The organism is Acetobacter sp. A11-2, assembly GCF_040208445.1.
GTDB classification, from domain to species: domain Bacteria; phylum Pseudomonadota; class Alphaproteobacteria; order Acetobacterales; family Acetobacteraceae; genus Acetobacter; species Acetobacter oryzoeni.
This window is the reverse complement of the sequence record NZ_CP157843.1, coordinates 862,348-886,868: the sequence shown is the minus strand read 5'-3', so window position 1 is coordinate 886,868 and position 24,521 is coordinate 862,348. Positions and strand designations below refer to the sequence as shown.

Genomic DNA, 24,521 nt, shown 5'->3' with positions numbered 1-24,521 from the left:
CCGTGCGCAAGCAACGCGCATTTACGGAACAGATTTCTGAAACATGTGCATGCACCGCAATGCGCTTTGTGCAGGAAGACAAAAATCGAATAAAACGTCAACTTTAAATTGATGAAATTACCGTCTTATTGGTATTATTTCTTTGCAAATAAGTTTCATTAAAAACAATTTTTGACGATAATTCCTATTCATAAAGAAAATAAGAACCAAAATAGTGCTGTATTCGAAAAAATACTAACTTGACATATTATTCATTTTTTAAGATTTGTCGCACAAGTCCCTTTCATTCTGCTAAAATAAGGAGCTTAGGCGCAACATGCAGGCAAATGTTTTTGTGAAAAGAAACTTTTCCTTTATAGCGATAAAACATCCTGATTTTCATAGATTTTTTGATCTATTCCGCTGGCATAATCTTCCTCAAAAAATTATTGCAATATCTGTCATTATTTTTAATTTCTACCCCGGAAAACTTTGTGCAGAAACCATCTCCAGCGCTTATTCTGAACAAGATCGGCAAAAAGATTTTAATGATGCCGATACCAACCATGATGGCCGCCTCTCCTTTGATGAGTTTGATACAGAAGTAAGAAAAATTCTGGCTTCCAGAAATGATTTTTCATCACGAGGCTTTGCCATGCTTCCAACATCAGCCCAAGACGCTGTTCTCAATGATGAATTTCGTAAAATGGATCATGGTCAAAAAGGTTATTTAAATGTTAATGATTGGAAAGAACCGCAATAATGCATGAATCTTACGTATTCTTTTGATTTTTAGGTATAATTTATTTTAGTTTTTTATTTTTGTTTACTTAAATATTCCATTTTATTCTATGATGTATTAAAAAATATCTCTTTTTTAAATCTTATTTTATTACCGCTTTCAGATAGGAGAATTTTACTGTAAACAAAGGACGAGAAGGACACTGGAGTTTGTAAAAAATTGACGGACCACCCGCAAAAGCCCGTTACCAAGGCTAAACCAACAACAACCAGACCCAAAAAGTCCTATCGCGCTTCTCAAAAACGCGAAATGACGCGCGCATTCAAGCAAGACGCCTTTGAAAGCGCTGCATGGAAAGTTTTTTCTAGTATCGGCTTGGATGCAGCAACGGTAAGAGACATCGTTGCCCTTAGCAATGTCTCACCGGGAAGTTTCTATAATTATTATAAAACCAAAGAAACCATCTTTGATATTATCCTCGTAAAAGTTGCACAGCGCGTAAGAGATGCTGCGCGCCTGGCACGTAGCGAGGAAAATAACCTGGATACTATGCTTCAGAAAAGTCAGTATGCGGCTTTTCGGGAGCTTCTAAGTATTCATGGTGCACCACATTTTTTAGAGCTCAATCAGCATCATATCAGAGCCAAGCTCTTTAATATGAGTGAAACACGGGAAATGCTGGATGACCTGAAGCAAAATCTGCTCAGGGTGGTCCCCATGAAAAACACATCTCCTGAACGTATGGATTTTATCGCAGCCGCTGTTTTAACAACAGCTTTAGAAGGGTTGCTGTATATTGCGCGCAACCCTTTAGTCGATATTGATCAAACATCCCGGCTGACAGCTGGCATGACTGCCGCAGGTATCCGCGCTGCCGCTGCGGCATGTGGTTAACTTTTTACCTTACCCCGCGGCAGAGGTAAGGTGCGTGTATAGGATCGAACAGCCAATAAGCATCAGAGCTATTCCGCCGCAGATTTCTGCATAACGGCCAATCCATACACTGGCGTGCCGGCCCAACATAACTCCTGCCGTTGCCATAACCGTGGTAACGGCACCAATCACCAAGCAAGCTGATAAAATATTCACCTGCATAACACCCAAGCTAACCCCTACTGCGGTTGCATCTATGCTGGTTGCCAAGGCTGTTCCAATCAGCCCCAACACACCACGGCTTGCAGTTTTGGGCTGTTCAGCTTGCGCCTCTTCTTCTGGTTCATCTTTCATGGCCAGGCGGATCATGTTGCCACCTATGCCACACAGCAGCGCAAAGACTATCCAATGGTCCACTGCGGCAATCCATGTGCTTAGGGCCAGCCCAAGCACCCAGCCCACAACAGGGGTAATGGCCTCAAAAAATCCAAACACGGCACCAATACGCAGGGCATCGTTCCAACGTGCATGTTTGGCACTGGCACCCTTACCAACCGCGGCTGCAAAAGCATCCACAGAAAGGGAAAGCCCCAGAACACCGAGTGTGAAAATACCAGTCATGAGCAAGTCCAAGGGCCGCAAAACGCAAAACAGCATGCATCGCCCCCCGGCCACAGCTGAAGCGATAATGCCGTTGGTCTTGCTGGGCGTTTTTTAAAAAACGCTGTCTCCGCCATGGTCGACTGACCAAGTGTGTTGACGAAGACCCCTCATGTAATAGAGGGTGGCTACTCCCCAATGAACGGAGCCTCTGTATCAATATCGCAGATGTTCCGCAAGAGCCTGAAAAACCAAAATCTTTCACGCGGCATATGAGGCATTCATAATAATTCAAAATAAGAAGATGAACGCTGGACAGAAATAGCCGTTAATATGCTGAAGTCGAATTATGCGTGACAGAAACCCAATAAAAAGGACAAAAACACTATGATAAAATTATATTACACTCCGGGCGCGTGCTCTTTAGCCTCTCATATTATTCTCAACGAAACACGCCTTCCATTTGGTCTGGAAAAAGTGGACTTGAAAACCAAGACATTGGAAGACGGTAAAGATTATCTCAAGATCAACCCACGCGGTGCTGTGCCTGCCATCGAAATTTCACCCGGTGTGGTGCTGACACAGAACGTAGCTATTTTACCCTACATTGGGAATCTTTCTGATATTGCGGCCTTTCGGCCTGCAGAAGGTTCATTAGATCGCTCACGCATGCTGGAAGCTCTGGGTTTTTGTGAAGACGTACACAGTGCTTTTGGCATGCTCTTTACCCCAGATCTATCTGATACCACACATGCACTTTGCCTGAAAACAGTCATCCGGCGGTTGGAGCAGCTTGAGCAATTGCTGGAAAGCAATGGCACAGACTATTTGCTTCCTGCTGGTTTTAGTCAGCCTGATGCTCTTATGGCCGTAATTTTAAGCTGGGCAACACCTTTGGAAATTGATTTGACAGCTTACCCCAAAGCACGTGCACTCAGAGACAAAGTGTTCAACCGCCCCGCCACGCAGGCAGCGCTTAAAGCAGAAGGCTTGGCGTAAGCAATTACTCTTCCCGCCCTAACAGATACTCTCTCAATTCTATGGGGCGGGAGAAACCACATACATGCCGGTTGACCGTGCTGGAGAAATGAGAACCAACCCTGCGGCACGTGCCGTGCGCACCGCAAGTGCTGTAGGCGCAGACAGCGACACCACGGCAGACATTCCTGCAGCAATGGCTTTTGCCGCCATCTCATAAGAACAGCGACTTGTTAAAAAACAGAATCCCTGCGTGAAATCTACTTGATTCCTTAGCCCGTAACCTATCAGTTTATCCAACGCATTATGGCGGCCAACATCTTCTCGCACATGCACAATATGGCCATTAGGTAGACACCATGCTGCTGCGTGCAGCATACCTATGCCTTTATTTAAAACCTGATGGCTCCGTAAATTTTCCAGCGCTTTATGGATTGCACCCGCATCAGGCTCCTGCCCGCTTACACCGCATATGTTGCGGTTTGTGATACTCTCCATATCGGCGCCACAAACTCCGCACCCTGTCCGGCCAGCTATCGGACGACGCGTACGAGCCAACACCTTGCGCAAGGCTTCGGCATTTACCCGCACATCAGCACGCAAACCATCAGGCTGTGCCGTTATTTTTATGTGTCGTAAATCCACAAAGGAAGAAATAACATTTTCTGTAAAAGAAAATCCTGCAACAAAATCATCTATATCATGCGGCGTTATCATCATAACCGCGTAATCAATGCCATTATATACCAGAGCTAGAGGCACTTCTTCTGCGGCCATAAGCGTACTGCACTCTCGCGCACTAATCGCAATGTCATCGCCTTGCTGCCAGCTTATCCGTTCTGCTTCGTACGACAAAACTACAGGAAAGGAGATATCTTCCGCCATCATCCATTGCCTTTTGCAGCATCAGCATTACGCACAGAAGCGCAATATTTTTGCGCAAGTATGAGATCTTGCGGCGTATTGATATTCATAAAAAGATCCATTCCCTCTACTAAAGGAAAATCTACAGCACGCGCCCCTAAGGTATTTGCTAATGTGCGCACACGTGTTTGATGCTTTTTGTTCTCCTGTGTCAGAAAAGATAACTGCGCTGCCAATACAGGCCTAGCGGAAACAGGCCATGCTGCCACTAATGGATGAGACTGCCCCCCACAACGTGCATACGAAGGTGCAGGCATAAGTGCATCCACAAGCCCCGCTGGAGTAAACGGCGTATCTACCGGTATTGTTATAAGCGTATTGTACCCATTGTTTTCTGCCCATTCCAAGCCGCTTAACACGCCTGCCAGTGGCCCTACATTGTATAGGCTATCTGGCAAAACAGGACATTCCCATGCACCAAACCGTGCGGGATCACCATTAGCGCTAATGGCTACAGCACTACACTCCTGCTGCAATCGTGCAAAAACACAATCTAAGGCAAGACCCTTTCCCGTATTCAAAAAGGCCTTATCCTGCCCATGCATCCGGCTAGCCTGTCCGCCAGCCAACACCAGTCCTGCTATTTTCATGCCTGTTCCACCATTTTTAAATATCTTTCTTGTTAATTCTACCTGTCAGGTTGTGAGACGTCATTGGCGTAATCAAGGATTTCGTCGACCTGTTTCATGATGTCACGACCAGCCGGTTTGATATAGTCTTGATTACGTGACGCGGGATGTTTTTCAAGCCATGAGATGATGCATTGGGCGGGAGCGATGCCGCCCAGAACACGCTGCGGGCGATGATTGTAGGCGAAACAGAAGCCTCTGAGCAGAATTTCCAGATCTTCATGGTTTGAGACACAGACCTGCAGTACTTCTGTAGCGACACGGCCATTGAAGCGTTCCACCATTCCATTGGTCTGAGGGGAGTAAGCCTTGGTCCGGCGTCGGTCGATTCCCATGTCATGACAGGCTTTTTCGAAGGCGTCCGCTGTAAAGCAGGAGCCACGATCGGTCAGGATATGGGTGATCCGGAAAGGAAAGGCCGATTTGACGGCATTGAGGAAATCAACGGAATTATCCGCATTTTCCGCGTCATAAACAGCCAGGTGCACTGAACGGGAACAGCGATCGATGGCGACATACAGAAAACGTTTCCGCCGGTCCCCATCTGCTGTCTGTAATTTTGGCAGATGTTTCACATCGATATGGACATAACCGGGATCGTAATCGCGGAACTTTCCCTGTCCCCGAACTGGTCCGGCCTTTGGAACAGGAGGCAGCCTGTTCAATCCGGCGTCTTTCAGTATCCGCCAGATATTGTCCCGGTTCAGATGCGGCAGGAAATGCCGTAAGACAAAGGTCAGATCATCCAGACCAAAACCGGTAGAACGCCGAAGCTGACAGACAATGGCGCGCTCCTCCTCCGAGGCTTTCCAGGCCAGCCTCCAGGGACGGCTGCTGCGGTCCTGACAGGCGTCCGAACCACGCCTGCGCCACTTGCGGACTGTTTCATCGCTGATCCCGTAGCGTCTGGCGAGCACGGATGTCGGTTCTGACGAACGAGCTATCTCAGCCCGGACAGCCGGTGTCGTGCGTGCCTGTGGGTGGATCTGAAGCATCATTCGGTCTCCCTGCAAACGGAAGAAAACAACGAAGCATAACGCGGTATCGCCCACGCTACATCATCCCAATGACGTCTCACAACCTGACATCTACCACTACAGTTGCATTTTGTGTTGAGTTCTGAATCTATGGGTAACCATGATTCAGGATATGATGAGTGGCGGTACGTCTGTTGAAGAGACGCTGGAATTATGGGCGCGCTCGCTTCGGTCCGCCAAGGATCGGATGGCGCCGCTGTTCACGCAAAAACGTGTCGTAGATTCGGCCTGTGCTTTTCTTGATGTTTTGATTGGCAATGAACCACGCAAGACGGGATGGATGCGAGCGGAAGCCGCAGGAGATCCTGGTCCATGGCGGCAGCAGGCGCTTCTGGGACGCGGGCACTGGGATGCCGATGCCCTTCGTGACGTCGTCAGGGATTATGTGATTGAGCATCTGGGCACTGAAGAGGGCGTGCTGGTCATTGATGAGACCGGTTTTCTGAAGAAGGGTCAGGCGTCCTGCGGTGTGGGGCGGCAGTATACGGGATCTGCCGGCAAGATCACGAACTGCCAGATTGGTGTGTTTGGCGCTTATGTTTCGGAACGGGGGCATGCCTTTATTGACCGCGCCCTGTATCTCCCGAAAGACTGGACATCAAAGCCTGAGCGTCTGAAGCGGGCCCACGTTCCCGATGACGTGGTGTTTGCAACCAAACCGGCGTTAGCCTCGACGCGGATTTCTCACACTTGAGGCAATTTCGGGTCATTTTGTAGAATTCAGTCATCCCACAGGAGCCCGATCTGGAATATTGACGATATTCTGCTTCTGGCGGCGGGTTCTGAACGCAGTGAGGGTGTCACGGCCTGAGAAGGCAGTGTTGGTGGAAGCTATGTGGTCTGTGCACTGTCTGTTTCTTCAGATGGCCTGCCGGAGCCTTCGCAATCGTGCATGAGCGAGGGCGAATTCATGCTGACAGGGGAACATGTCCGGCATGGACAGGACAATCCGACGGACGCTGAGCGTTACACGTGTCGCGATTTTGAGCAGCCGTGCGCGTATGGTGCCACAGGTCGCCGTCTCCAGGCTGGTCTGGCCAAGGGCCAGTCTTTGCAGAGCGGTCAGCAGGACATAGGCTGCGGCCGAGAACCACAGCCGGAGCTGGTTGGCCCGGATGGTGTGGGACGAGGTCCTGTCTGAGAACAGATCCATCTGGCATTCCTTGATGCGGTTTTCCATATCCCCGCGTGCGCAGTAAATCTGTTCGTAGAGATGGCGGGGGTCGGACATTCCCTGCGGTAGGGTGGTGACAATGAAGCGATGATAGCGGTTGCCGTGGCGCCATTCGGCCTTGGCCACGACCCGCCTGCGGCGCGTCCAGCTGTCCTTTGTGATCCAGTCAAAGGAGGCGAAACCGCGCGCAGCTCTGCCTGTCGTGGCGGCTTCGTCACGAACCTCAGCGGACAAAGAGGCAATCCGGTCATACAGGCGGGTGTTGCCTGCAAGCCCGAACAGGAAGTCAACGTGGTTGTCTTCGCACCATGTCATCAGACTGTCCCGGGCGAAACCGCTGTCCCCACGCACCAGGATACGCACCCGGGGCCAACGGCTCCTGATCTGCTCGACGATCCGGCGGATGTCTGCCAGTGCTTCCTTCCCCGGGTCCCTGTCTGCCGTGCGCAGGGTAGCGCTGAGGAGATGGTCCCCGCAGAAGACATACAGGGGAAGATAGCAGTTATGGCCGTAATATCCATGAAAGGCGCGGCCTTCCTGATGGCCATGGATACGGTCATCGGTGGCATCCACATCCAGAACGATCCGGGCGGGTGCGTGCTCATGCTGGTCAAGGAAGAGCGTGACGAACAGGGTAGCCAGGGCCTCATGATCAGCAATGATCCGACAGTAACGATCTGCCTTGTGCCCACTGCGCTCCAACCGGTTCAGTGTAGATTTGCCAGCCAATGCTGCGCAGTTTGCCCGGCCTCCTGACAGACGACCCGAGGCCAGACCAAAGATCAGGTCATGCCGCAGGGCATCGTGATCATTGAGATCTTCATAGCCCAGTGCCAGGCCCATGATCCGCTGACGGACAAGGTCTTCAACCCGGTATTCCACAAAGCCGGGATGCCGCTTATCGCGAAAACAGGCAGCAAAGCGGCGGCTGAGCCCCAGAATGTCATCAGCCTGCTTCACCAGAATGACGCCCCCATCCGAACTCATGCGACCCCCGTCAAAACGGGCCACAACACGCCGTCCACAGGAGGCTGGAAACTCATACGCGCCTGCGCTACACTCTGTCTGCATCGGGTTTTCTTGATGATTATGGAAATTTCTTTTCTACAAAACAGACTTTTTCATAATCTAACCCGATGTACAACCCTTCTGTGAGATTTCCGCGTCGATGATGATTGAGCGAAGTATTGAGGCCGGTGTGCCGTTCCGCTGGGTTGCAGCAGACAGCGTGTATGGCGTGGGCGACGTAGAACGCACGCTTCGCCGGGCAGGAATTGGATATGTGCTTGGGGTCAAGGGCAATCACTGGTTCGGATCATGGGCAACGGAACCGCTGATTGCCGGAGAGGCGAAAGATATTGCAGCAGGACTGCCAGACCAGGCCTGGCGTCGTCTGTCAGCGGGGCACGGCACAAAAGGTGAGCGACTTTATGACTGGGCGTATCTTCCGCTTGCTGATCTGGATGCTGAAGAATTTGACTGCCCTATAGCCGGACCATGGACACGTGGCCTGTTGATCCGCCGAAACATCGCTGACGGGGACCTTGCCTATTTTACGACCTGGAGCCCGAAAGGGACAACCACGCAGGAACTGGTGAACGTTGAAGGGACGCGCTGGAGGATCGAAGAAGGGTTCGAGACGGCCAAAAACGAATTTGGTCTTGATCATAACGAGACCCGCTCCTGGCATGGTTGGCATCGGCATGTCTCTCTGGTCATGCTGGCCTATGCCGTCATGGCCAGTGTCCGTTACCAGGCAAACTCACTGAAACCGAAAAAAACACAACTCAGAACACGACAGTCCTTGTCCGCTGGTCCATTCAGGAGATCAGGCGCCTCGTCGTAAAACTTGCACAACGCAGACTACCCGTCTCTCACATCCTCAGATGGTCCGTCTTTCGACGAACGCATCAGGCCAGTGCTATCCGCGCTCACTCACGACACAAAATGCAACTGTAGTGCTAGATGTCAGGTTGTGAGACGTCATTGGCGTAATCAAGGATTTCGTCGACCTGTTTCATGATGTCACGACCAGCCGGTTTGATATAGTCTTGATTACGTGACGCGGGATGTTTTTCAAGCCATGAGATGATGCATTGGGCGGGAGCGATGCCGCCCAGAACACGCTGCGGGCGATGATTGTAGGCGAAACAGAAGCCTCTGAGCAGAATTTCCAGATCTTCATGGTTTGAGACACAGACCTGCAGTACTTCTGTAGCGACACGGCCATTGAAGCGTTCCACCATTCCATTGGTCTGAGGGGAGTAAGCCTTGGTCCGGCGTCGGTCGATTCCCATGTCATGACAGGCTTTTTCGAAGGCGTCCGCTGTAAAGCAGGAGCCACGATCGGTCAGGATATGGGTGATCCGGAAAGGAAAGGCCGATTTGACGGCATTGAGGAAATCAACGGAATTATCCGCATTTTCCGCGTCATAAACAGCCAGGTGCACTGAACGGGAACAGCGATCGATGGCGACATACAGAAAACGTTTCCGCCGGTCCCCATCTGCTGTCTGTAATTTTGGCAGATGTTTCACATCGATATGGACATAACCGGGATCGTAATCGCGGAACTTTCCCTGTCCCCGAACTGGTCCGGCCTTTGGAACAGGAGGCAGCCTGTTCAATCCGGCGTCTTTCAGTATCCGCCAGATATTGTCCCGGTTCAGATGCGGCAGGAAATGCCGTAAGACAAAGGTCAGATCATCCAGACCAAAACCGGTAGAACGCCGAAGCTGACAGACAATGGCGCGCTCCTCCTCCGAGGCTTTCCAGGCCAGCCTCCAGGGACGGCTGCTGCGGTCCTGACAGGCGTCCGAACCACGCCTGCGCCACTTGCGGACTGTTTCATCGCTGATCCCGTAGCGTCTGGCGAGCACGGATGTCGGTTCTGACGAACGAGCTATCTCAGCCCGGACAGCCGGTGTCGTGCGTGCCTGTGGGTGGATCTGAAGCATCATTCGGTCTCCCTGCAAACGGAAGAAAACAACGAAGCATAACGCGGTATCGCCCACGCTACATCATCCCAATGACGTCTCACAACCTGACAGCTACGGCGTGTCGTCAGTTAAGCAGGATGATGATTGAGGCGAACTGCACGGCTGCGAGGAAGGTCGATTTCAGTTTATCGTAGCGGGTTGCGATAGCGCGAAACTGCTTGAGTTTATTGAAGAACCTCTCAACAAGGTTCCGTTCGCGATAGAGAGAAAAATCGGTTTTCCGTCGTGTCGTTCTGTTGCGTTTTGGCGGGATGACCGGGGTAATCCCGCGCTGTATCAGCCGATCGATCAACCTGTCCGCGTCATACGCCTTGTCAGCAAGGAAAGCATCCGGTTCGATGTTTTCCAGAAGTGGTTCTGCCTGGGTGATATCGGCATCCTGTCCCGGTGTGATGCCGAGTTCCACTGGATTGCCCAGAGCGTCGCAGATGGCATGGATCTTTGTAGTTAGCCCGCCTCGTGATCGTCCGATGGCCTGATCCGTGCCCCTTTTTTGAGAGCTCCGGCACTATGCTGATGCGCTCGGACAATTGTGCTGTCGATCATCATGTATTCGTTGTCGTAATCAGCGGCCAGATAACGAAATATCCGTTCGATGACGCCGCTTTCACACCAGCGGCGCAGACGCCGGTGCACGTTTTTCCAGTCACCGAAACGGGCAGGAAGGTCGCGCCATGGAATACCCGCGCGATAGCGATACAGCACCGCCTCCACGAACAGACGGTTGTTCACCGCAGTGCCGCCGACATAGCCTTCTCGACCAGGAAGAAGATCCTTTATCCGCTCCCACTGGTCATCGCGTAAACTATAGCGCCGCATCTGTCTGTCTCCCCAAAAAATGGGAAAACAGTCAGCACACGCAGACACAAAGTACAACCCTCACGTGCCACTCTCAGGGCTTAACTGACGACACGCCGTAGTTTTTACGTTTTGCACATTCTAAAATCTAAGGACCTTTTAGATCTCTCATTGGTTTTGCAAGCATGATGTCTCAACGTACGCAGCTTATTTTTGGCATTATCGGCCGTAGTGGGTCTGGCAAAACACATTTGATATCACGATTACTTCCTGCATTTTGTCATCTTGGTTTGCGTGTCTCAACCATCAAGCACACGCATCATGGTGTAGATATGGACAAACCAGGTAAAGATACGTTTGTGCACAGACAAAATGGTGCAACAGAAGTTATGCTCGCCACCCCGGAACGATGGGTGCTTCAGCATGAATGTAATAGCCTACCCACCATATCTGACCTACTACAGAGCATGCGGGCTGTTGATCTGGTGTTGGTAGAAGGCTTTCATGTAACCGTACCTATCTGCCTAGAGGTATGGAGGCCCACTATAGGAAAAGACCCTTTATACCCACAAACACCGGGCATTGTTGCTATCGCATCAGACAAGTCTAACATACCAGATGTTCCAGATAGTCTCACTCTTCTGGATCTGAATGATACAATGGCTATTGTAGCATATATCCGTAAACACGCTTATGCGTTGAAAGTATAAACTAAACTGTAAAAGGTATGACCTCGCAGACATCTCCATCCTGCAAGGATTGACCAGCCGAGACTTTGAGAAGACCGCTAGCCCGTGTGAGGCAAAGAATATCAGAAGCTCCAACAGACCGCACAAGGTTTATAAGGTTTTCTCCCCTATTTTCCGTAAAATGTACTGGCAAAAAGCAGGTTGTATCTGTTGCCGCAACATAAGAAAAACTGCTTTTTCCTTCTATAGGCTTACTTGCATTTTTTCCCTGCTTTGCGCCAGTCAGACCATGCAAAAATGGCACAACGAACAGTTGCGCACATATAGCTGCAGCCCCTGGGTTTCCCGGCAAACAGAACACCATTTTCTGGCCTAGTTGCATAACTGTCATGGGCTTGCCGGGGCGCATTTTAACGCGTCGAAAAAGACACGTGGCACCCATTTGGCTGAGGACAGGCAGAACATGATCGGTTTGCCCAACAGAAATACCACCTGTAGTGATAAGAATATCAGCTTCCTGCGCACACTGATGAAGCAGCTTGTGTAAATCCTCTTCACTGTCTGAGCTACACACACAACGCGTGACCAACACACCTTCATTTTGCAGCATTGTTGCCAATAGCTGTGTATTTAGTTCCGTGCGGCAATCCGTTGCTGTTGCACCAAACTCTGCTCCATTAGCCACAACACAAATTTTCGGACGTTTATAGACAGCTACTTGCTCCTTACCTTGGTGCGCCAATAGGGGCAGATGCCGCCAATCCAGCCTTTGGCCACGCCCAAGCAACATGTCACCTTTACAAAACTCTTCCCCACTCCGCCGAATATTCAAACCATTTCTGGCATTCTGCTCCAACAAATGCACATGTCCGTTCGTTATGGATGTGCGTTCCTGAGCCACAACACAATCTGCCCCAGCAGGAATGCGCGCACCTGTCAGAATGCTATATGCAACACCTTGTTCCAAAGGTGGTGGAGTGTCCCCTGCTACGATTTGCCCAGAAAGAGGCAAACCTATATCACCCGCCTTTTCCATATCTGCACAGCGGAATGCATACCCATCCATTGCTGAGATATCAGTTTCGGGGCGTGGCACCTCTGCCCTTATATCCTCGGCAAGAACACGACCGCATGCCTGCGAGATAGATATAAATTCTGGTGCAAGTAACGGTATATTTTGCGTACAGGCTGCAAGAAGAGCCTGTGCTTCATCATACACCACCATCTCTGGCACCGTACATTTTTGTTCTGAAACAGCTGAGGCTAATAAAGAACCAACCATACAGCCATTACCCCGGAAATGAGAACGGATTTAAACCTGCGCGTGCAAAGCCCTGCTGCTCTACGGCTGTATCCAAAGCAAAGCTACCCAGATCATCCGCAAGTGCATCTAGTTCTGGATCATAATCCAACCGCAAAACCTTCAGATATGTTTTGCAATCTCCGCAACTTTCTATCTGAACAGGAGCTTTCAAATCTTCAAATGCCCAGTGTTCAAGATGAGCAGATGCACCACATTCCACACAAATACCACGCACCCTGTGCCAACGTGTCTCACACAAACTGCATTGAAGGTAACGCAGCCCCTCACGGTCTCCCCCCAATACAAGGCTAGCTACCGGCTGAGCACCACAACAGGGGCATACTCTGGCTTCTCCAACAAGTTGTTCCTGCTGAATATGTTTTTGATCCTGTTCTACAGCCTGCGCCCAACAAACAGACAAAGCCGCCCAGAGTATAACGGCCAACCCGGCATCAACCTGTGCATACTCTCCACACAACAAGCTGGCAGCCTGCTTTGTTAAATCTGGAATATCCTGCCTACACTTTTCCAACATTGTGCGCGTTGTTTCTGGTACAACACAGCCCACCTGCTGCACCAAAAATAAAAACGCCTGTTGCCATGATGGTATTTCCAACAACAGCTTTTCAAGATGATCTTGATCGCACCCTTGTTTGGGCACCGCACGAATAGCAGAAACATCTGCTGCACCAAGTGGCATATGTTTCAAAATCTGCTGCGCTTCCACAAGATAAGAGAGGAACTTAAAATATCCCCCCTCCGCTTCACCCAGTTGCTCTGCCAACAAGCGGAGCCGTTTTTCCCTGCGTGTATATACAGCTTCCAGCATCGGAAAAATCAGTGGCTCAATAGCCTGCACGCCGGGTGTGCGTTTATCCAGCGGAACAATATCGGTTTCAGAACGCATTAGTGTGGCCGTTTTGCAGAAGATGTTTCAGCAGGTAATACTTCCTCTTCATACCACCGATCATGATGCTGCCGCGCCCATGCACGGGATACGTAGCCTGTAACCATGCCCCCAATAGAACCCCGCACCCATATGCCCATATAGATATGCCCAAGCACCAGCAGAATAAGCCCAAGCCCGGCAACAGAATGCGCCAGCAAAGCCAGCCGCACCACAGGGATGGGAAAATACATGGCAAAATAAGCACGCCAGATCATTAACCCACTTACAAGCAGCAGGCTGATAAGTGACATAATGCCCCAGAACAGTATCTTCTGCCCGGCATTGTATTTGCCAATCTGCAGTTTCTCGCCATGCTTGTTCATCAGCACATCAACAATATGGCGAAACCACGTAATATCCGTACGCACAAACAGGTTATGGTGCACAAAGCGCACGCACATGCACATCAGCAATACAAAAACTGTAATACCGAGAAACGGATGCAGCAGCCGCGCCATCTGTGGTGGCCCGAGCACATAACCAAGCCAGTTCAGGCTAGGGAAAAACCACGAGATTCCAGAAAGCGCGACCAGAAAAAAACAGGCAACCATTGTCCAATGGCAAAGCCGGTCCATAAACTTTGTGCGCAGAACAAGATTTTTAGTATCCATTACGCATCCCTCCCGTTTTGGTCCGGTTTTTCGCCAGCCTCTACCAGTTCCTTTTCAGGAACCTCCGGTGCCGTTTCATCTGTAGTATTGGGGCCAACAGCCATGTAATGCGCAAAAGCCCCAGCCAATGTGGCAATAAAGCCCAGCGCACCCACCGGTTTCAGCCATTCCTTCCAGCCACGCACAACCGGGCTGATATGAGGCTCGGCTGGTAGCCTGTGGTAAAGGGTTGGGTTATCGGCATGCGTCAGCACATACATAACGTGTGTGCCGCCTACACCCGATGGATCATATAATCCTGCGCCTTCATGCCCACGGTTTTTCAGGTCTTCCACGCGGGTTTGCGCCAGATCCTTCATTTCCGCTTTGGAACCAAAAGATATCGCGCCGGTTGGGCAGGTTTTTACGCAAGCGGGCTCCTGCCCTACGGCAACCCTATCTGCACACAAGGTGCATTTATACGCCTTGTTATCTTTTGGGTTGATACGCGGAATATCAAACGGGCAGCCCGCAATGCAGTACCCACAGCCAATGCACTGTTCAGACTGAAAATCCACAATGCCATTGGCAAACTGCAAAATAGCACCGGGGCTTGGGCACGCCTTCAGGCAGCCTGGGTCCTCGCAATGCATACAGCCTTCTTTGCGCAGCAACCATTCCAGCTTACCGCCTTCATCCTCCACCTCATCAAAGCGGATGACGGTCCATGTTTCTGCTGTCAGGTCTGCTGGGTTATCATACACCCCTACGTTGTGACCAACCTCATCTCGCAGATCATTCCATTCCGAACAGGCCACCTGACACCCCTTGCACCCCGTGCAGAGGGAAACGTCTATCAGCTTGGCAACTTCCTGCTCATGCCGCCGTGCCTGAGGTGATGGTGTAAGCCCATTGGTGGCGGAACGGCGAATGATGTCCTGTGACTGCATGCTCATCAGCGCACCTCAGACTTTTTCAACATTAACAAGAAAGGCCTTGAATTCTGGCGTTTGAGAATTTGCATCGCCCATGGCTGGTGTCAGCGTATTGGCCAAAAAGCCCTTACGCGTGGCGCCCTTAAAGCCCCAGTGGCAGGGCACCCCAACCTGATCGACCTCTTGCCCCATCACATTCAGGCGTTTGAGCCGTTTGGTAACTACGGCCTTGGCCTCAATATACCCTCGGCGGGAAGATACCCGCACCGTATCACCTGCGGAAACACCAAGCTTGCTAGCCAGACGTTCACCAATTTCAACAAACTGCTCTGGCTGCATAATGGCATTGAGGTGTGAATGTTTTGTCCAGTGCCGGAATAGCTCTGTAATAGAGTACGTTGTGGCCACATACGGAAACTCGGAAGGATTGCCCATACGCGGTATTTCATCGGCAAACTGCCTAGCCACCGGGTTGTGCCTTACTTTGCTGCCCAACGCAGGGGCCAATACCGGGCTTTCTGTGGGTTCGTAATGTTCGGGGAAAGGCCCATCCACCAACGATGCCCCTGCAAACAGACGGCCGACACCTTCACTCTGCATAATAAACGGCCCAACACCGCTGCCCGGTGGAGATGTAAGTGGGTAATCAGGCACATCCGCCCCACCCCAACGCTGGCCATTCCATTCAATAATCTTGCGGCGCGGATCCCACGGACGCCCTTGCGGGTCCAACGATGCACGATTGTAAAGCAAGCGCCTGTTTGCAGGCCAAGCCCACGCCCAACCCGGCGTATTGCCAAGGCCTGTATCCGTATTATCGCGCCGAGCCATCTGGTTACCGGCTTCTGTCCATGAACCCGCAAACACCCAGCAATAGCTGGCTGTTGTGCCATCATCCTTCAGCACGGAAAAATCAGGCAGCAACTCCCCTTTTCTGGCAACCACCTTGCCTGTGGCATCCTGAATATCCGCCAAGGCATAACCGTTGGCTTCCTTCGCCACTTCCTCCGGCGTGGGGTCTTCCGGATCCTGATAATTCCACTGCATGTTCAGAACAGGTTCCGGGCATACACCGCCTTCCTTCGCATACAGGGCCCGTAACTTGGTAAAGATGGTGCCCAGAATGCGCCCATCGTTCCAAGCCTCTCCCGGTGGCTGCGTGCCGGCGTAATGCCATTGTAACCAACGTGCGGAATTGACGACCGAACCGTTTTCTTCTGCAAAACAGGAAGAAGGCAGACGGAAAACTTCTGTCTGGATATCTTCGGGCCTTACATCATTGTAAATGCCCTCATCCTGCCAGAAATTGGACGTTTCTGTATCCAGCGGATCTATGGTGACGAGGAAAAGCAGCTTGGCCAAGCCATCACGCATACGGTTTTTATCCGGCATGGCCGCAAGTGGGTTAAAGCCCTGCGCAATGTAACCGTTTACCTTGCCTTGCTGCATACGCTCAAAATAGGCCAGCATATCGTAACTGCGGTCCCACTTTGGCAGCCAATCATACCCCCAATTATTGGAAGCTGTAGCGTTATCTCCCCATAGAGTTTTCATCAGGCTTACAAAAAACTTGGGCGCATTATGCCAGTAATTTACTTCCTTGGGCTCATCTGCCTTTGGAGTGACTGCCTGCAGATAGGCATCCAATGTTTGCTGGCTGTCTTTAGGCAGATTCATGTACCCGGGCAGGCGCGTTGAAAGCAGCCCGAGATCTGTATACCCCTGAATATTGGAATGACCGCGCAGAGCATTAAGGCCACCACCGGGCATCCCCACGTTACCCAACAACATTTGCACCATAGATGCTGCACGAATGATCTGAGATCCGTTGGTATGGTGCGTCCATCCAAGGGCAAACAGGAATGTCGATGTACGATCTGGCACGCTAGTGGAGGCCAGAGTTTCACACACATGCAGGAAATCTTTTTCCGGCGTGCCGGTAATCTGAGAAACAAGTTCAGGTGTGTAGCGGCTGGTATAATCACGCAAAAGATTCAGCACGCAACGTGGATGCTGGAATGTAGGATCCTGCTTTGCAAAACCCTGTTCATCACGCTCATAATCCCACGAGGTTGTAGCGTAGCTGCGCGTAGCGGCATCGTACCCCGAGAACAAACCTTCATGAAACTGAAAGTCTTCGCGCACGATTAACGCGGCGTTTGTGTAAGCTTTTACATATTCATGCTGAATTTTATCATGCGTCAGCAGATAATTAATAACGCCCAGCATAAAAGCAGCATCTGAACCTGCACGAATTGGCGCATAAAAATCTGCAACGGCGGCGCTTCGGTTAAACCGCGGATCAACCACCATAACCTGGGCACCATTGCGGGTTTTAGCTTCCATCACCCATTTGAAACCAACAGGATGTGCTTCTGCTGGGTTGCCCCCCATAATCAGAACAACATTGGCGTTTTTAATATCCACCCAGTTGTTGGTCATTGCACCGCGGCCGAAGCTGGCACCTAACGCAGCAACTGTGGGGGCATGACAAAGCCGTGCCTGGCAATCCAGCCCCAGAATACCCAACGCCCGTGCAAATTTGAAATCCAGCAGGCCAGTTTCATTACTGGCAGCAGAAGATGCCAGCATACCTGTGCTCAGCCAGCGATTAACCAGTTCACCTTTTTCATTGCGCTGGATAAAATTCTTATCCCGATCATCCTTCAAAAGGCGGGCAATGCGATCTGTTGCTTCTGTCCAACTTATGCGCTTCCATTCCCGACTGCCGGGCGCGCGATACGAAGGATATTGCAGGCGCGTTTCGCTGTGAATAAAATCCACCAACCCTGCGCCTTTCGGGCACAAAGAACCCCGGCTGACAGGATGGTCTGGATCACCTTCAATATGAAAAATGCTGGGCTTGGCGTTTTTAGCACCATCTCCCAACGAATACATAAGCAAACCGCATCCAACCGAACAGTAAGTACAGTTGTTACGGGTTTCTTTGGCACGCAGCAGTTTGTACTGACGGGTTTCCTGCGCCAGAGCTTTAACTGGCGGCACAAAACCAAGCGCTACAGCACTGGCACCTGCCACACATGCACCAGTGTTCCGTAAAAACTCTCTGCGCCCCAAGGCCATGTAAACCATCCTGAATGTTTTATTAAAAAACAGAATGAAGGTTATCTACATTTTTCCTGATGGAGCGTCTTTGATACGGATCACATTATTTTATGTTTTAACTGTATTTATAAATATACAGACATTCCACAACTTGAGTGAAAATTTTATTTTTAAATGAATACTTAAAATACACCCAAAAATTAAATACAACAGGCAATAGATAACACACACCTGAACGCAATATCATTCTCAGAAATATGCAGAATTATTTTAATTTTTTAAGTGATATTTACATCTATTCCAAAACATTACCGTAAAAAATAGATAATGCCGAAACAACATAAAACATTGGCAGAGCAAGCCAATACTTACATAGGTATAAATTTTATAGGAAAGAATTGGCTGGGGGACCTGGATTCGAACCAGGGCTGACCGGGTCAGAGCCGGTAGTTCTACCGCTAAACTATCCCCCAGCAAACTGGGCCTTACAGAAGCTCTTACAGAGCGTTTCCGTTCGGTGAGGCTCATCTAGCATTCTACTTTGGGGTGCGCAACCCCCTTTTCCAAAAGAATTTTCATTTTGTCACATATTTGTCTTGCTCCCTGCGCGTGAGAGCCCAAAATAAGAGACAATATGGTTTAACCTCTTGTTTAAGGACCGGACAGATGGATCGTCCCCCTTCCTGGACCGGCCGGTCTGGTAGATTTGTGTCGTCCTCTCCGCCCCTTGGTGGAGAGGAAGATCTTTTTGCCGCGCTTGATCTGGGAACAAATAACTGCCGCTTAATGGTTGCAACCCAAACAGCGGGTGGGTTTAGGGTTGTAGATAGTTATAGCCGTATGGTGCGGCTTGGAGAAGGCCTGCATCATAGCGGAAAACTGCATAAAGCAGCCATGGATCGCACCCTGGAGGCGCTACAAACATGCGCAGAACGTTTAAGCAGATGGCCCGTGCGGGAAATTCGTGCCGTGGCAACAGAAGCTTGCCGTCGCGCAGAAAATGGGCAGGCCTTTCTGCAGCACGTTCATCAGCAGACGGGATTTGATATCAAAATCATTTCCGGGCGAGAAGAAGCCTGCCTTGCTGTCGAAAGCTGCGCAAATCTTCTGCACAACCCACGCTTTGGCCCCCCGCGCAATCGCGCTTTATTGTTTGATATTGGCGGCGGCTCAACTGAGATTGCATGGGTACGCACAGATTCAACACGTCAGACAGAAGAGCTGATTGGGTATCTCAGCTTACCGGTCGGTGTCATCACACTTTCCGAGCAGTTTGGTCATGCATACAGCACGGATGACCGGGCTTACAGAAAAATGGTTGAACATACGCGCCATCATCTACGTGAGTTTGAAAACGTCTATCGGATCAGGCCGGAAATCAGACGCAAACAAACACGCCTGATCGGCACCAGCGGTACAGTCACAACACTGGCAAGCCTTATCTTAAATCTGCCACGCTATGCGCGTGCTGCCGTAGATGGCTCCTTACTTCCTGCATCCAGTGCCAGATTGGCTGTGCGCACTTTGCAAAAAATGGGAGCAGATGGCATAGCCCGACACCCTTGTATCGGCCCCGATCGCGCACCTTTTGTGTTACCCGGCTGCGCCATTTTTGAGGCCATTCATGATGTCTGGCCTGTAGAAGATATTATTGTTGCAGACAGAGGGCTGCGCGATGGCATGGTTTTGCGTATGATCCGAGGCAAATCGGGCATGGCTTCTCGTCGCAATCGTGCGTCTTTGTCCATCCCTCCTCACCTTCGCCACTCTATGCAGGCAACAGGCTTATGACTGAAAACAAAAACCGTTCCACCGGCAACTCCACGTTGCGCGTACCTGGCCGTGCCCGCAAAAGCAGCGCAACACCCGGCAGCCGCTTGGTACAAAACGATTCCGATGCCCCGCAAAAAATGCGGGCACAGTCGGTCTCATTGCGCACGGCACGAGGGCGCACGACCGCACAGCAACGCTGGCTCTCCCGGCAATTGAATGATCCTTATGTGCAGGCCGCACACAAACAAGGCTGGCGTTCACGCGCGGCGTTCAAACTGATTGAACTTGATGATCGTTTCCACCTCATCCGGCCCGGTATGCGTGTTGTAGACCTTGGCGCTGCCCCTGGTGGGTGGACACAGGTTCTAGTCAAACGCGGCGCTTCACAAGTGGTCGGGGTAGATCTTCTGCCCGTAGAACCTGTAGCTGGCGCAGAAATTATTGAAGGCGATTTTACGGACCCAGAAATGGACGCACGCCTTATTTCCATGTTGGGCGGCAAAGCTGATCTGGTTGTGTCTGACATGGCCCCCAACACAACGGGCCATGCCCCCACAGACCACGTGCGGATTATTGGGTTAGCTGAAGAAGCCTTGCATTTTGCCTTTGATATTTTGGCAGAAGGTGGCGGATTTGTTGCCAAGGTGTTTCAGGGCGGTTCTGAAAAAGCCATGCTCAACATCATGAAACAGGCGTTTACGCAGGTTCGGCACGCCAAACCGCCTGCTAGCCGCAAAGATTCCAGTGAGCTTTACGTTGTGGCAACCGGCTTTCGCCCAGACCGCATCAATACGCAGACCGCATAGTTTTATACGGTCTGCGGCTTCACTTTATCCCCACAGCCAAGCTGCCCCTCTTACGCCTGAGCTATCACCATGCTTGTTTTTCAACAATTTGGTCTTGCACTCAGGCGTAATCACATATCGCTTCATAACATCCGGCACACGTTCATAAAGGCAATTCAGGTTTGATACCCCGCCACCCAGAACAATGGCATCCGGATCAAGAATATTCACAATAAGCGCGCAAGCGCGACCCAACCTATCTACATACAAATCCAAAGCATGCTGAGCCGCTTGGTCACCAGATGCCGCAGCGTCTTCAATACCCTGCACACTGCGGTTTCCTGCACCCTTCCATGCCTCAGCCAAGGCAGGGCCACACAAAAACCGCTCCAGACAACCAGAATTGCCACAAAAACATTTTGGCATAGGAAATTCATCTTCCCGCACCCACGGCAAGGGGGTGTGGCCCCACTCTCCGGCAATGTCATGCAACCCTTTCAAGGGTTTACCATCAACAATAATGCCGCCGCCCATGCCTGAACCAAGAATCACACCAAACACCACATGGCACCCAGCCGCAGCTCCATCGGTTGCTTCCGACAAAGCAAAACAGTTGGCATCATTCTCAACACGAACGGGAAAACCCAAAACATCCTGCAAGTCATCAGCAAAAGGCTGACCGTTCAGCCAGGTCGCATTCGCATTTTTTACAAGGCGGGTATGCGCATCCACAGCACCGGGAATACCCACCCCAACAGTGGCATATGGGTTTGTGCGGGCATGCGCATCATCAACCAGTTTTTTCACTTCACTCAGCAGCCCCTGATAAGTACCTGGGTTGCTAACGCGATGCCGCAAAACCACCTGCCCTTCGGCATCAAGAGCGACGATTTCGATCTTGGTGCCCCCAATATCGATTCCCAGACGGTAGTCCGACATACTTTATAACCTGCTGTTTTTATTAAACTTTTAACAGAATGTTTCCTACTACAAAAGAAAGTGGCACACTTTGCAAACACTGCGCCACCAACCTTCTACAGCAGGAATCAGCCAAGATGAATGAAACTGTTCTTGACGCACGCGGGCTGAATTGTCCACTTCCTGTGCTCAAGGCCAATCGCGTTCTCCGCACCATGCAACCAGGGGAACGGCTTCGAATATTAGCAACGGATCGCGCTTCTATAACCGATTTTCAGGTATTCTGCCGTGAAACCGGCCATGCTCTTATCGCCTTTACAGATGAAAACAGTGTGTTCTGTTTTACCGTAAAATGTCGCGCCAGCGCGCCGGCAAACAAGCCAAACTAAAAAAATCCTGCCTGCCACACACCACCCAAGACTTGGCAGACCCCTGCATATCGGGCTATTGCCTGCCCCTCATGACGGATAGGAACCCCCGCGCCATGTCGGACAACATCAAATCACTGTCTTTCGAAGATGCGCTTTCCGAGCTGGAAAAAATTGTGCGTGGCTTGGAAGGTGGGCAGCTAAAGTTGGAAGATGCAATAACGGCCTACGAACGCGGGGCTGCCCTACGGCAACATTGTGAGGCCAAGCTTAGCGAGGCTGAGGCCCGCGTGCAGGCGATCGTGCAGCGGTCTGATGGAACGCTGAACATGAAACCTATGGACTGAGATGTCGATGACAAACCCGACACACCCCTCTATCAATCGTGCATCAGATAATGGCGCCCTGCTCAAGCAGGATATGGGCGCGCGCGCCCGCGTTATTGAACACACGATTGATACCTTGCTCCCCCTCACAACCGGAGGCGATGCGCGGCTGATTGAAGCCATGCGCTACGCAACACTTGGCGGGGGTAAGCGGTTACGTGGTTATCTTGCCATTGTAACGGCCAGCCTTTTTGGCGTTCCAGAAAGTCAGTCCGCACGCGTTGCTGCGTCTGTTGAAATGCTGCACGCTTACTCACTGGTGCATGATGATCTTCCAGCCATGGACGATGATGATATGCGCCGTGGTCAGCCTTCCACGCACCGCAAGTTTGATGAGGCCACAGCCATTCTGGCCGGAGATGCCCTTCAAACCAAAGCATTCGAAATTCTAGCCGCCAGTCAGACCCATACGGATGCAAACGTGCGTATTGATCTGATTTCCGCCTTTGCCGAAGCTTCTGGCGCTGCTGGCATGGTTGGTGGCCAGATGATTGATATGGAAGGCGAAGGCCGCGCACTTCCGCTTGAAGAAGTCCGCCATCTTCACGCACTGAAAACCGGCTGCCTGATCCGTTATTCCGCAGAATCTGGTGCCATTCTGGGTCAGGCATCCCCTGATCTACGCCGTCGCCTGCGCTCCTATGGTGCAAATATTGGTGCAGCCTTCCAGATTGCAGATGACGTGTTGGACGCAACAGCCACGGCTGAAGAACTTGGCAAAACTGCCGGTAAGGATGAAGCCTCAGGCAAGTCCACCTTCGTGGCCCTGCTGGGCATTGAAGGCGCCAAAGCAGAAGCTCTGCGCGTAACAGAAGAAGCCATTGCCGATCTGGAACCCTTTGGTGCACAGGCAGATCGTCTGCGTGATCTGGCCTATTATGTGATCGAACGGAAAAACTGAACTCATGACCAATCAGCCCCACACTTCACCGATTCCGACGTTAGGTGTCAGGTTGTGAGACGTCATTGGCGTAATCAAGGATTTCGTCGACCTGTTTCATGATGTCACGACCAGCCGGTTTGATATAGTCTTGATTACGTGACGCGGGATGTTTTTCAAGCCATGAGATGATGCATTGGGCGGGAGCGATGCCGCCCAGAACACGCTGCGGGCGATGATTGTAGGCGAAACAGAAGCCTCTGAGCAGAATTTCCAGATCTTCATGGTTTGAGACACAGACCTGCAGTACTTCTGTAGCGACACGGCCATTGAAGCGTTCCACCATTCCATTGGTCTGAGGGGAGTAAGCCTTGGTCCGGCGTCGGTCGATTCCCATGTCATGACAGGCTTTTTCGAAGGCGTCCGCTGTAAAGCAGGAGCCACGATCGGTCAGGATATGGGTGATCCGGAAAGGAAAGGCCGATTTGACGGCATTGAGGAAATCAACGGAATTATCCGCATTTTCCGCGTCATAAACAGCCAGGTGCACTGAACGGGAACAGCGATCGATGGCGACATACAGAAAACGTTTCCGCCGGTCCCCATCTGCTGTCTGTAATTTTGGCAGATGTTTCACATCGATATGGACATAACCGGGATCGTAATCGCGGAACTTTCCCTGTCCCCGAACTGGTCCGGCCTTTGGAACAGGAGGCAGCCTGTTCAATCCGGCGTCTTTCAGTATCCGCCAGATATTGTCCCGGTTCAGATGCGGCAGGAAATGCCGTAAGACAAAGGTCAGATCATCCAGACCAAAACCGGTAGAACGCCGAAGCTGACAGACAATGGCGCGCTCCTCCTCCGAGGCTTTCCAGGCCAGCCTCCAGGGACGGCTGCTGCGGTCCTGACAGGCGTCCGAACCACGCCTGCGCCACTTGCGGACTGTTTCATCGCTGATCCCGTAGCGTCTGGCGAGCACGGATGTCGGTTCTGACGAACGAGCTATCTCAGCCCGGACAGCCGGTGTCGTGCGTGCCTGTGGGTGGATCTGAAGCATCATTCGGTCTCCCTGCAAACGGAAGAAAACAACGAAGCATAACGCGGTATCGCCCACGCTACATCATCCCAATGACGTCTCACAACCTG

General features: G+C 51.2%; 23 protein-coding genes, 1 tRNA gene, 2 pseudogenes and 1 riboswitch. Of the genes and pseudogenes, 11 read left to right on the top strand and 15 right to left on the bottom strand.

Annotated elements, in window-relative coordinates:
• Positions 1 to 316 precede the first annotated feature (316 nt).
• The gene (locus tag ABNV41_RS04420; protein ID WP_157668601.1) at positions 317 to 742 is read left to right on the top strand and encodes an EF-hand domain-containing protein; all 426 of its coding nucleotides are present in this window, start codon (positions 317 to 319) and stop codon (positions 740 to 742) included.
• A gap of 288 nt (positions 743 to 1,030) precedes the next feature.
• Positions 1,031 to 1,615: a TetR/AcrR family transcriptional regulator gene (locus tag ABNV41_RS04415; protein ID WP_230844513.1), complete on the top strand. Its 585-nt coding sequence runs from the start codon at positions 1,031 to 1,033 to the stop codon at positions 1,613 to 1,615.
• A 9-nt stretch (positions 1,616 to 1,624) separates the two neighbouring features.
• On the opposite strand, the gene ABNV41_RS04410 is transcribed toward ABNV41_RS04415, so the two are convergent.
• Entirely contained in the window at positions 1,625 to 2,215 is a 591-nt protein-coding gene (locus ABNV41_RS04410; protein ID WP_050819892.1) for a manganese efflux pump MntP family protein, read from the bottom strand.
• A gap of 4 nt (positions 2,216 to 2,219) precedes the next feature.
• Positions 2,220 to 2,403: riboswitch (yybP-ykoY riboswitch) on the bottom strand.
• Positions 2,404 to 2,581: 178 nt separating this feature from the next.
• Here ABNV41_RS04410 and ABNV41_RS04405 point away from each other — a divergent pair.
• Positions 2,582 to 3,193, top strand: a complete 612-nt coding sequence (locus ABNV41_RS04405) for a glutathione S-transferase family protein (protein WP_050819893.1) — start codon at positions 2,582 to 2,584, stop codon at positions 3,191 to 3,193.
• Between the two features lie 39 nt (positions 3,194 to 3,232).
• Here the strand turns inward: ABNV41_RS04405 and fdhD are convergent, their stop codons facing one another.
• The 3 genes from fdhD to ABNV41_RS04390 are packed head-to-tail and all read right to left on the bottom strand — an operon-like array spanning position 3,233 to position 5,720.
• Positions 3,233 to 4,057, bottom strand: coding sequence for a formate dehydrogenase accessory sulfurtransferase FdhD (gene fdhD / locus ABNV41_RS04400; protein WP_050820415.1), 825 nt, complete (start codon positions 4,055 to 4,057; stop codon positions 3,233 to 3,235).
• Positions 4,057 to 4,686, bottom strand: a complete 630-nt coding sequence (locus ABNV41_RS04395; RefSeq protein WP_050819894.1) for a molybdenum cofactor guanylyltransferase — start codon at positions 4,684 to 4,686, stop codon at positions 4,057 to 4,059. Before ABNV41_RS04395 ends, fdhD begins: the two co-directional genes overlap by 1 nt.
• Before the next feature lie 38 nt (positions 4,687 to 4,724).
• Positions 4,725 to 5,720, bottom strand: a complete 996-nt coding sequence (locus ABNV41_RS04390; RefSeq protein WP_050820407.1) for an IS481 family transposase — start codon at positions 5,718 to 5,720, stop codon at positions 4,725 to 4,727.
• A gap of 142 nt (positions 5,721 to 5,862) precedes the next feature.
• On the opposite strand from ABNV41_RS04390, the pseudogene ABNV41_RS04385 reads away from it, so the two are divergent.
• Positions 5,863 to 6,444: pseudogene (locus ABNV41_RS04385) on the top strand (IS701-like element IS1452 family transposase); the annotation flags it as partial.
• Between the two features lie 177 nt (positions 6,445 to 6,621).
• Here ABNV41_RS04385 and ABNV41_RS04380 read toward each other — a convergent pair.
• Positions 6,622 to 8,007, bottom strand: coding sequence for an IS1380-like element IS1380A family transposase (locus ABNV41_RS04380; RefSeq protein WP_012812390.1), 1,386 nt, complete (start codon positions 8,005 to 8,007; stop codon positions 6,622 to 6,624).
• 91 nt (positions 8,008 to 8,098) lie between these two features.
• Here ABNV41_RS04380 and ABNV41_RS04375 point away from each other — a divergent pair.
• A pseudogene (locus tag ABNV41_RS04375) lies at positions 8,099 to 8,782 on the top strand (IS701-like element IS1452 family transposase); the annotation flags it as partial.
• A 115-nt stretch (positions 8,783 to 8,897) separates the two neighbouring features.
• Here the strand turns inward: ABNV41_RS04375 and ABNV41_RS04370 are convergent.
• Positions 8,898 to 9,893, bottom strand: a complete 996-nt coding sequence (locus ABNV41_RS04370) for an IS481 family transposase (RefSeq protein ID WP_349935084.1) — start codon at positions 9,891 to 9,893, stop codon at positions 8,898 to 8,900.
• A 106-nt stretch (positions 9,894 to 9,999) separates the two neighbouring features.
• Positions 10,000 to 10,754 (bottom strand): IS5 family transposase gene (locus ABNV41_RS04365; protein ID WP_087651418.1). Its coding sequence is split into 2 segments (ribosomal slippage): positions 10,000 to 10,415 and positions 10,415 to 10,754, totalling 756 coding nucleotides; the frame shifts between segments, so codons are not numbered across the junction.
• Positions 10,755 to 10,918: 164 nt separating this feature from the next.
• Between ABNV41_RS04365 and mobB the strand changes: the two genes are divergently transcribed.
• Entirely contained in the window at positions 10,919 to 11,443 is a 525-nt protein-coding gene (gene mobB, locus ABNV41_RS04360; RefSeq protein ID WP_087652060.1) for a molybdopterin-guanine dinucleotide biosynthesis protein B, read from the top strand.
• 1 nt (position 11,444) lies between these two features.
• On the opposite strand, the gene ABNV41_RS04355 is transcribed toward mobB, so the two are convergent.
• From ABNV41_RS04355 to ABNV41_RS04330, 6 genes are all read right to left on the bottom strand, one after another.
• Positions 11,445 to 12,704, bottom strand: a complete 1,260-nt coding sequence (locus ABNV41_RS04355; RefSeq protein ID WP_050819895.1) for a molybdopterin molybdotransferase MoeA — start codon at positions 12,702 to 12,704, stop codon at positions 11,445 to 11,447.
• Between the two features lie 7 nt (positions 12,705 to 12,711).
• Positions 12,712 to 13,632 carry a formate dehydrogenase accessory protein FdhE gene (gene fdhE, locus ABNV41_RS04350; protein ID WP_050819896.1) on the bottom strand — a complete coding sequence of 307 codons (921 nt, stop codon included), beginning with the start codon at positions 13,630 to 13,632 and terminating at the stop codon, positions 12,712 to 12,714.
• Positions 13,632 to 14,285, bottom strand: a complete 654-nt coding sequence (locus tag ABNV41_RS04345) for a formate dehydrogenase subunit gamma (RefSeq protein ID WP_050819897.1) — start codon at positions 14,283 to 14,285, stop codon at positions 13,632 to 13,634. The genes fdhE and ABNV41_RS04345 overlap by 1 nt, the downstream gene beginning before the upstream one ends.
• A complete protein-coding gene (fdxH, locus tag ABNV41_RS04340) occupies positions 14,285 to 15,220 on the bottom strand; it encodes a formate dehydrogenase subunit beta (RefSeq protein WP_050819898.1) in 936 nt (311 codons plus the stop codon). Before fdxH ends, ABNV41_RS04345 begins: the two co-directional genes overlap by 1 nt.
• Before the next feature lie 9 nt (positions 15,221 to 15,229).
• Positions 15,230 to 18,283 carry a formate dehydrogenase-N subunit alpha gene (gene fdnG / locus ABNV41_RS04335; RefSeq protein WP_349935036.1) on the bottom strand — a complete coding sequence of 1,018 codons (3,054 nt, stop codon included), beginning with the start codon at positions 18,281 to 18,283 and terminating at the stop codon, positions 15,230 to 15,232.
• A gap of 381 nt (positions 18,284 to 18,664) precedes the next feature.
• Positions 18,665 to 18,738: transfer RNA gene (locus tag ABNV41_RS04330), tRNA-Gln, on the bottom strand.
• A gap of 73 nt (positions 18,739 to 18,811) precedes the next feature.
• On the opposite strand from ABNV41_RS04330, the gene ABNV41_RS04325 reads away from it, so the two are divergent.
• Together ABNV41_RS04325 and ABNV41_RS04320 are read left to right on the top strand one after the other, a co-directional pair.
• Positions 18,812 to 20,056 carry a Ppx/GppA phosphatase family protein gene (locus ABNV41_RS04325; protein ID WP_196332553.1) on the top strand — a complete coding sequence of 415 codons (1,245 nt, stop codon included), beginning with the start codon at positions 18,812 to 18,814 and terminating at the stop codon, positions 20,054 to 20,056.
• A complete protein-coding gene (locus ABNV41_RS04320) occupies positions 20,053 to 20,844 on the top strand; it encodes an RlmE family RNA methyltransferase (RefSeq protein ID WP_050819899.1) in 792 nt (263 codons plus the stop codon). Before ABNV41_RS04325 ends, ABNV41_RS04320 begins: the two co-directional genes overlap by 4 nt.
• Positions 20,845 to 20,868: 24 nt before the next feature.
• Here ABNV41_RS04320 and ABNV41_RS04315 read toward each other — a convergent pair whose 3' ends face one another.
• Entirely contained in the window at positions 20,869 to 21,762 is an 894-nt protein-coding gene (locus ABNV41_RS04315) for an ROK family protein (RefSeq protein WP_050819900.1), read from the bottom strand.
• 116 nt (positions 21,763 to 21,878) lie between these two features.
• Here ABNV41_RS04315 and ABNV41_RS04310 point away from each other — a divergent pair, with 116 nt between their 5' ends.
• The 3 genes from ABNV41_RS04310 (at position 21,879) to ABNV41_RS04300 (ending at position 23,396) form a co-directional block, all read left to right on the top strand.
• Positions 21,879 to 22,130, top strand: coding sequence for a sulfurtransferase TusA family protein (locus ABNV41_RS04310; RefSeq protein ID WP_003625422.1), 252 nt, complete (start codon positions 21,879 to 21,881; stop codon positions 22,128 to 22,130).
• 71 nt (positions 22,131 to 22,201) lie between these two features.
• Positions 22,202 to 22,456 (top strand): exodeoxyribonuclease VII small subunit, encoded by a 255-nt coding sequence (locus tag ABNV41_RS04305; RefSeq protein WP_003630879.1) that lies wholly within the window; start codon positions 22,202 to 22,204, stop codon positions 22,454 to 22,456.
• Position 22,457: 1 nt separating this feature from the next.
• Positions 22,458 to 23,396 (top strand): polyprenyl synthetase family protein, encoded by a 939-nt coding sequence (locus ABNV41_RS04300; protein ID WP_020943963.1) that lies wholly within the window; start codon positions 22,458 to 22,460, stop codon positions 23,394 to 23,396.
• A gap of 40 nt (positions 23,397 to 23,436) precedes the next feature.
• Here ABNV41_RS04300 and ABNV41_RS04295 read toward each other — a convergent pair whose 3' ends face one another.
• Positions 23,437 to 24,432 carry an IS481 family transposase gene (locus ABNV41_RS04295; protein ID WP_087652154.1) on the bottom strand — a complete coding sequence of 332 codons (996 nt, stop codon included), beginning with the start codon at positions 24,430 to 24,432 and terminating at the stop codon, positions 23,437 to 23,439.
• Positions 24,433 to 24,521 lie beyond the last annotated feature (89 nt).

Bases quoted from the DNA above. Each gene is read 5' to 3' on its own strand.
- fdhD (WP_050820415.1), bottom strand. From the start codon at position 4,057: ATGGCGGAAGATATCTCCTTTCCTGTAGTTTTGTCGTACGAAGCAGAA.
- ABNV41_RS04345 (WP_050819897.1), bottom strand. From the start codon at position 14,285: ATGGATACTAAAAATCTTGTTCTGCGCACAAAGTTTATGGACCGGCTT.
- ABNV41_RS04380 (WP_012812390.1), bottom strand. From the start codon at position 8,007: ATGCAGACAGAGTGTAGCGCAGGCGCGTATGAGTTTCCAGCCTCCTGT.
- ABNV41_RS04305 (WP_003630879.1), top strand. From the start codon at position 22,202: ATGACGGATAGGAACCCCCGCGCCATGTCGGACAACATCAAATCACTG.
- fdnG (WP_349935036.1), bottom strand. From the start codon at position 18,283: ATGGCCTTGGGGCGCAGAGAGTTTTTACGGAACACTGGTGCATGTGTG.
- ABNV41_RS04300 (WP_020943963.1), top strand. From the start codon at position 22,458: ATGTCGATGACAAACCCGACACACCCCTCTATCAATCGTGCATCAGAT.
- ABNV41_RS04410 (WP_050819892.1), bottom strand. From the start codon at position 2,215: ATGACTGGTATTTTCACACTCGGTGTTCTGGGGCTTTCCCTTTCTGTG.
- ABNV41_RS04405 (WP_050819893.1), top strand. From the start codon at position 2,582: ATGATAAAATTATATTACACTCCGGGCGCGTGCTCTTTAGCCTCTCAT.
- ABNV41_RS04320 (WP_050819899.1), top strand. From the start codon at position 20,053: ATGACTGAAAACAAAAACCGTTCCACCGGCAACTCCACGTTGCGCGTA.
- ABNV41_RS04315 (WP_050819900.1), bottom strand. From the start codon at position 21,762: ATGTCGGACTACCGTCTGGGAATCGATATTGGGGGCACCAAGATCGAA.
- fdxH (WP_050819898.1), bottom strand. From the start codon at position 15,220: ATGAGCATGCAGTCACAGGACATCATTCGCCGTTCCGCCACCAATGGG.
- ABNV41_RS04390 (WP_050820407.1), bottom strand. From the start codon at position 5,720: ATGCTTCAGATCCACCCACAGGCACGCACGACACCGGCTGTCCGGGCT.
- ABNV41_RS04420 (WP_157668601.1), top strand. From the start codon at position 317: ATGCAGGCAAATGTTTTTGTGAAAAGAAACTTTTCCTTTATAGCGATA.
- ABNV41_RS04415 (WP_230844513.1), top strand. From the start codon at position 1,031: ATGACGCGCGCATTCAAGCAAGACGCCTTTGAAAGCGCTGCATGGAAA.
- ABNV41_RS04370 (WP_349935084.1), bottom strand. From the start codon at position 9,893: ATGCTTCAGATCCACCCACAGGCACGCACGACACCGGCTGTCCGGGCT.
- ABNV41_RS04355 (WP_050819895.1), bottom strand. From the start codon at position 12,704: ATGGTTGGTTCTTTATTAGCCTCAGCTGTTTCAGAACAAAAATGTACG.
- ABNV41_RS04310 (WP_003625422.1), top strand. From the start codon at position 21,879: ATGAATGAAACTGTTCTTGACGCACGCGGGCTGAATTGTCCACTTCCT.
- mobB (WP_087652060.1), top strand. From the start codon at position 10,919: ATGATGTCTCAACGTACGCAGCTTATTTTTGGCATTATCGGCCGTAGT.
- fdhE (WP_050819896.1), bottom strand. From the start codon at position 13,632: ATGCGTTCTGAAACCGATATTGTTCCGCTGGATAAACGCACACCCGGC.
- ABNV41_RS04395 (WP_050819894.1), bottom strand. From the start codon at position 4,686: ATGAAAATAGCAGGACTGGTGTTGGCTGGCGGACAGGCTAGCCGGATG.
- ABNV41_RS04295 (WP_087652154.1), bottom strand. From the start codon at position 24,432: ATGCTTCAGATCCACCCACAGGCACGCACGACACCGGCTGTCCGGGCT.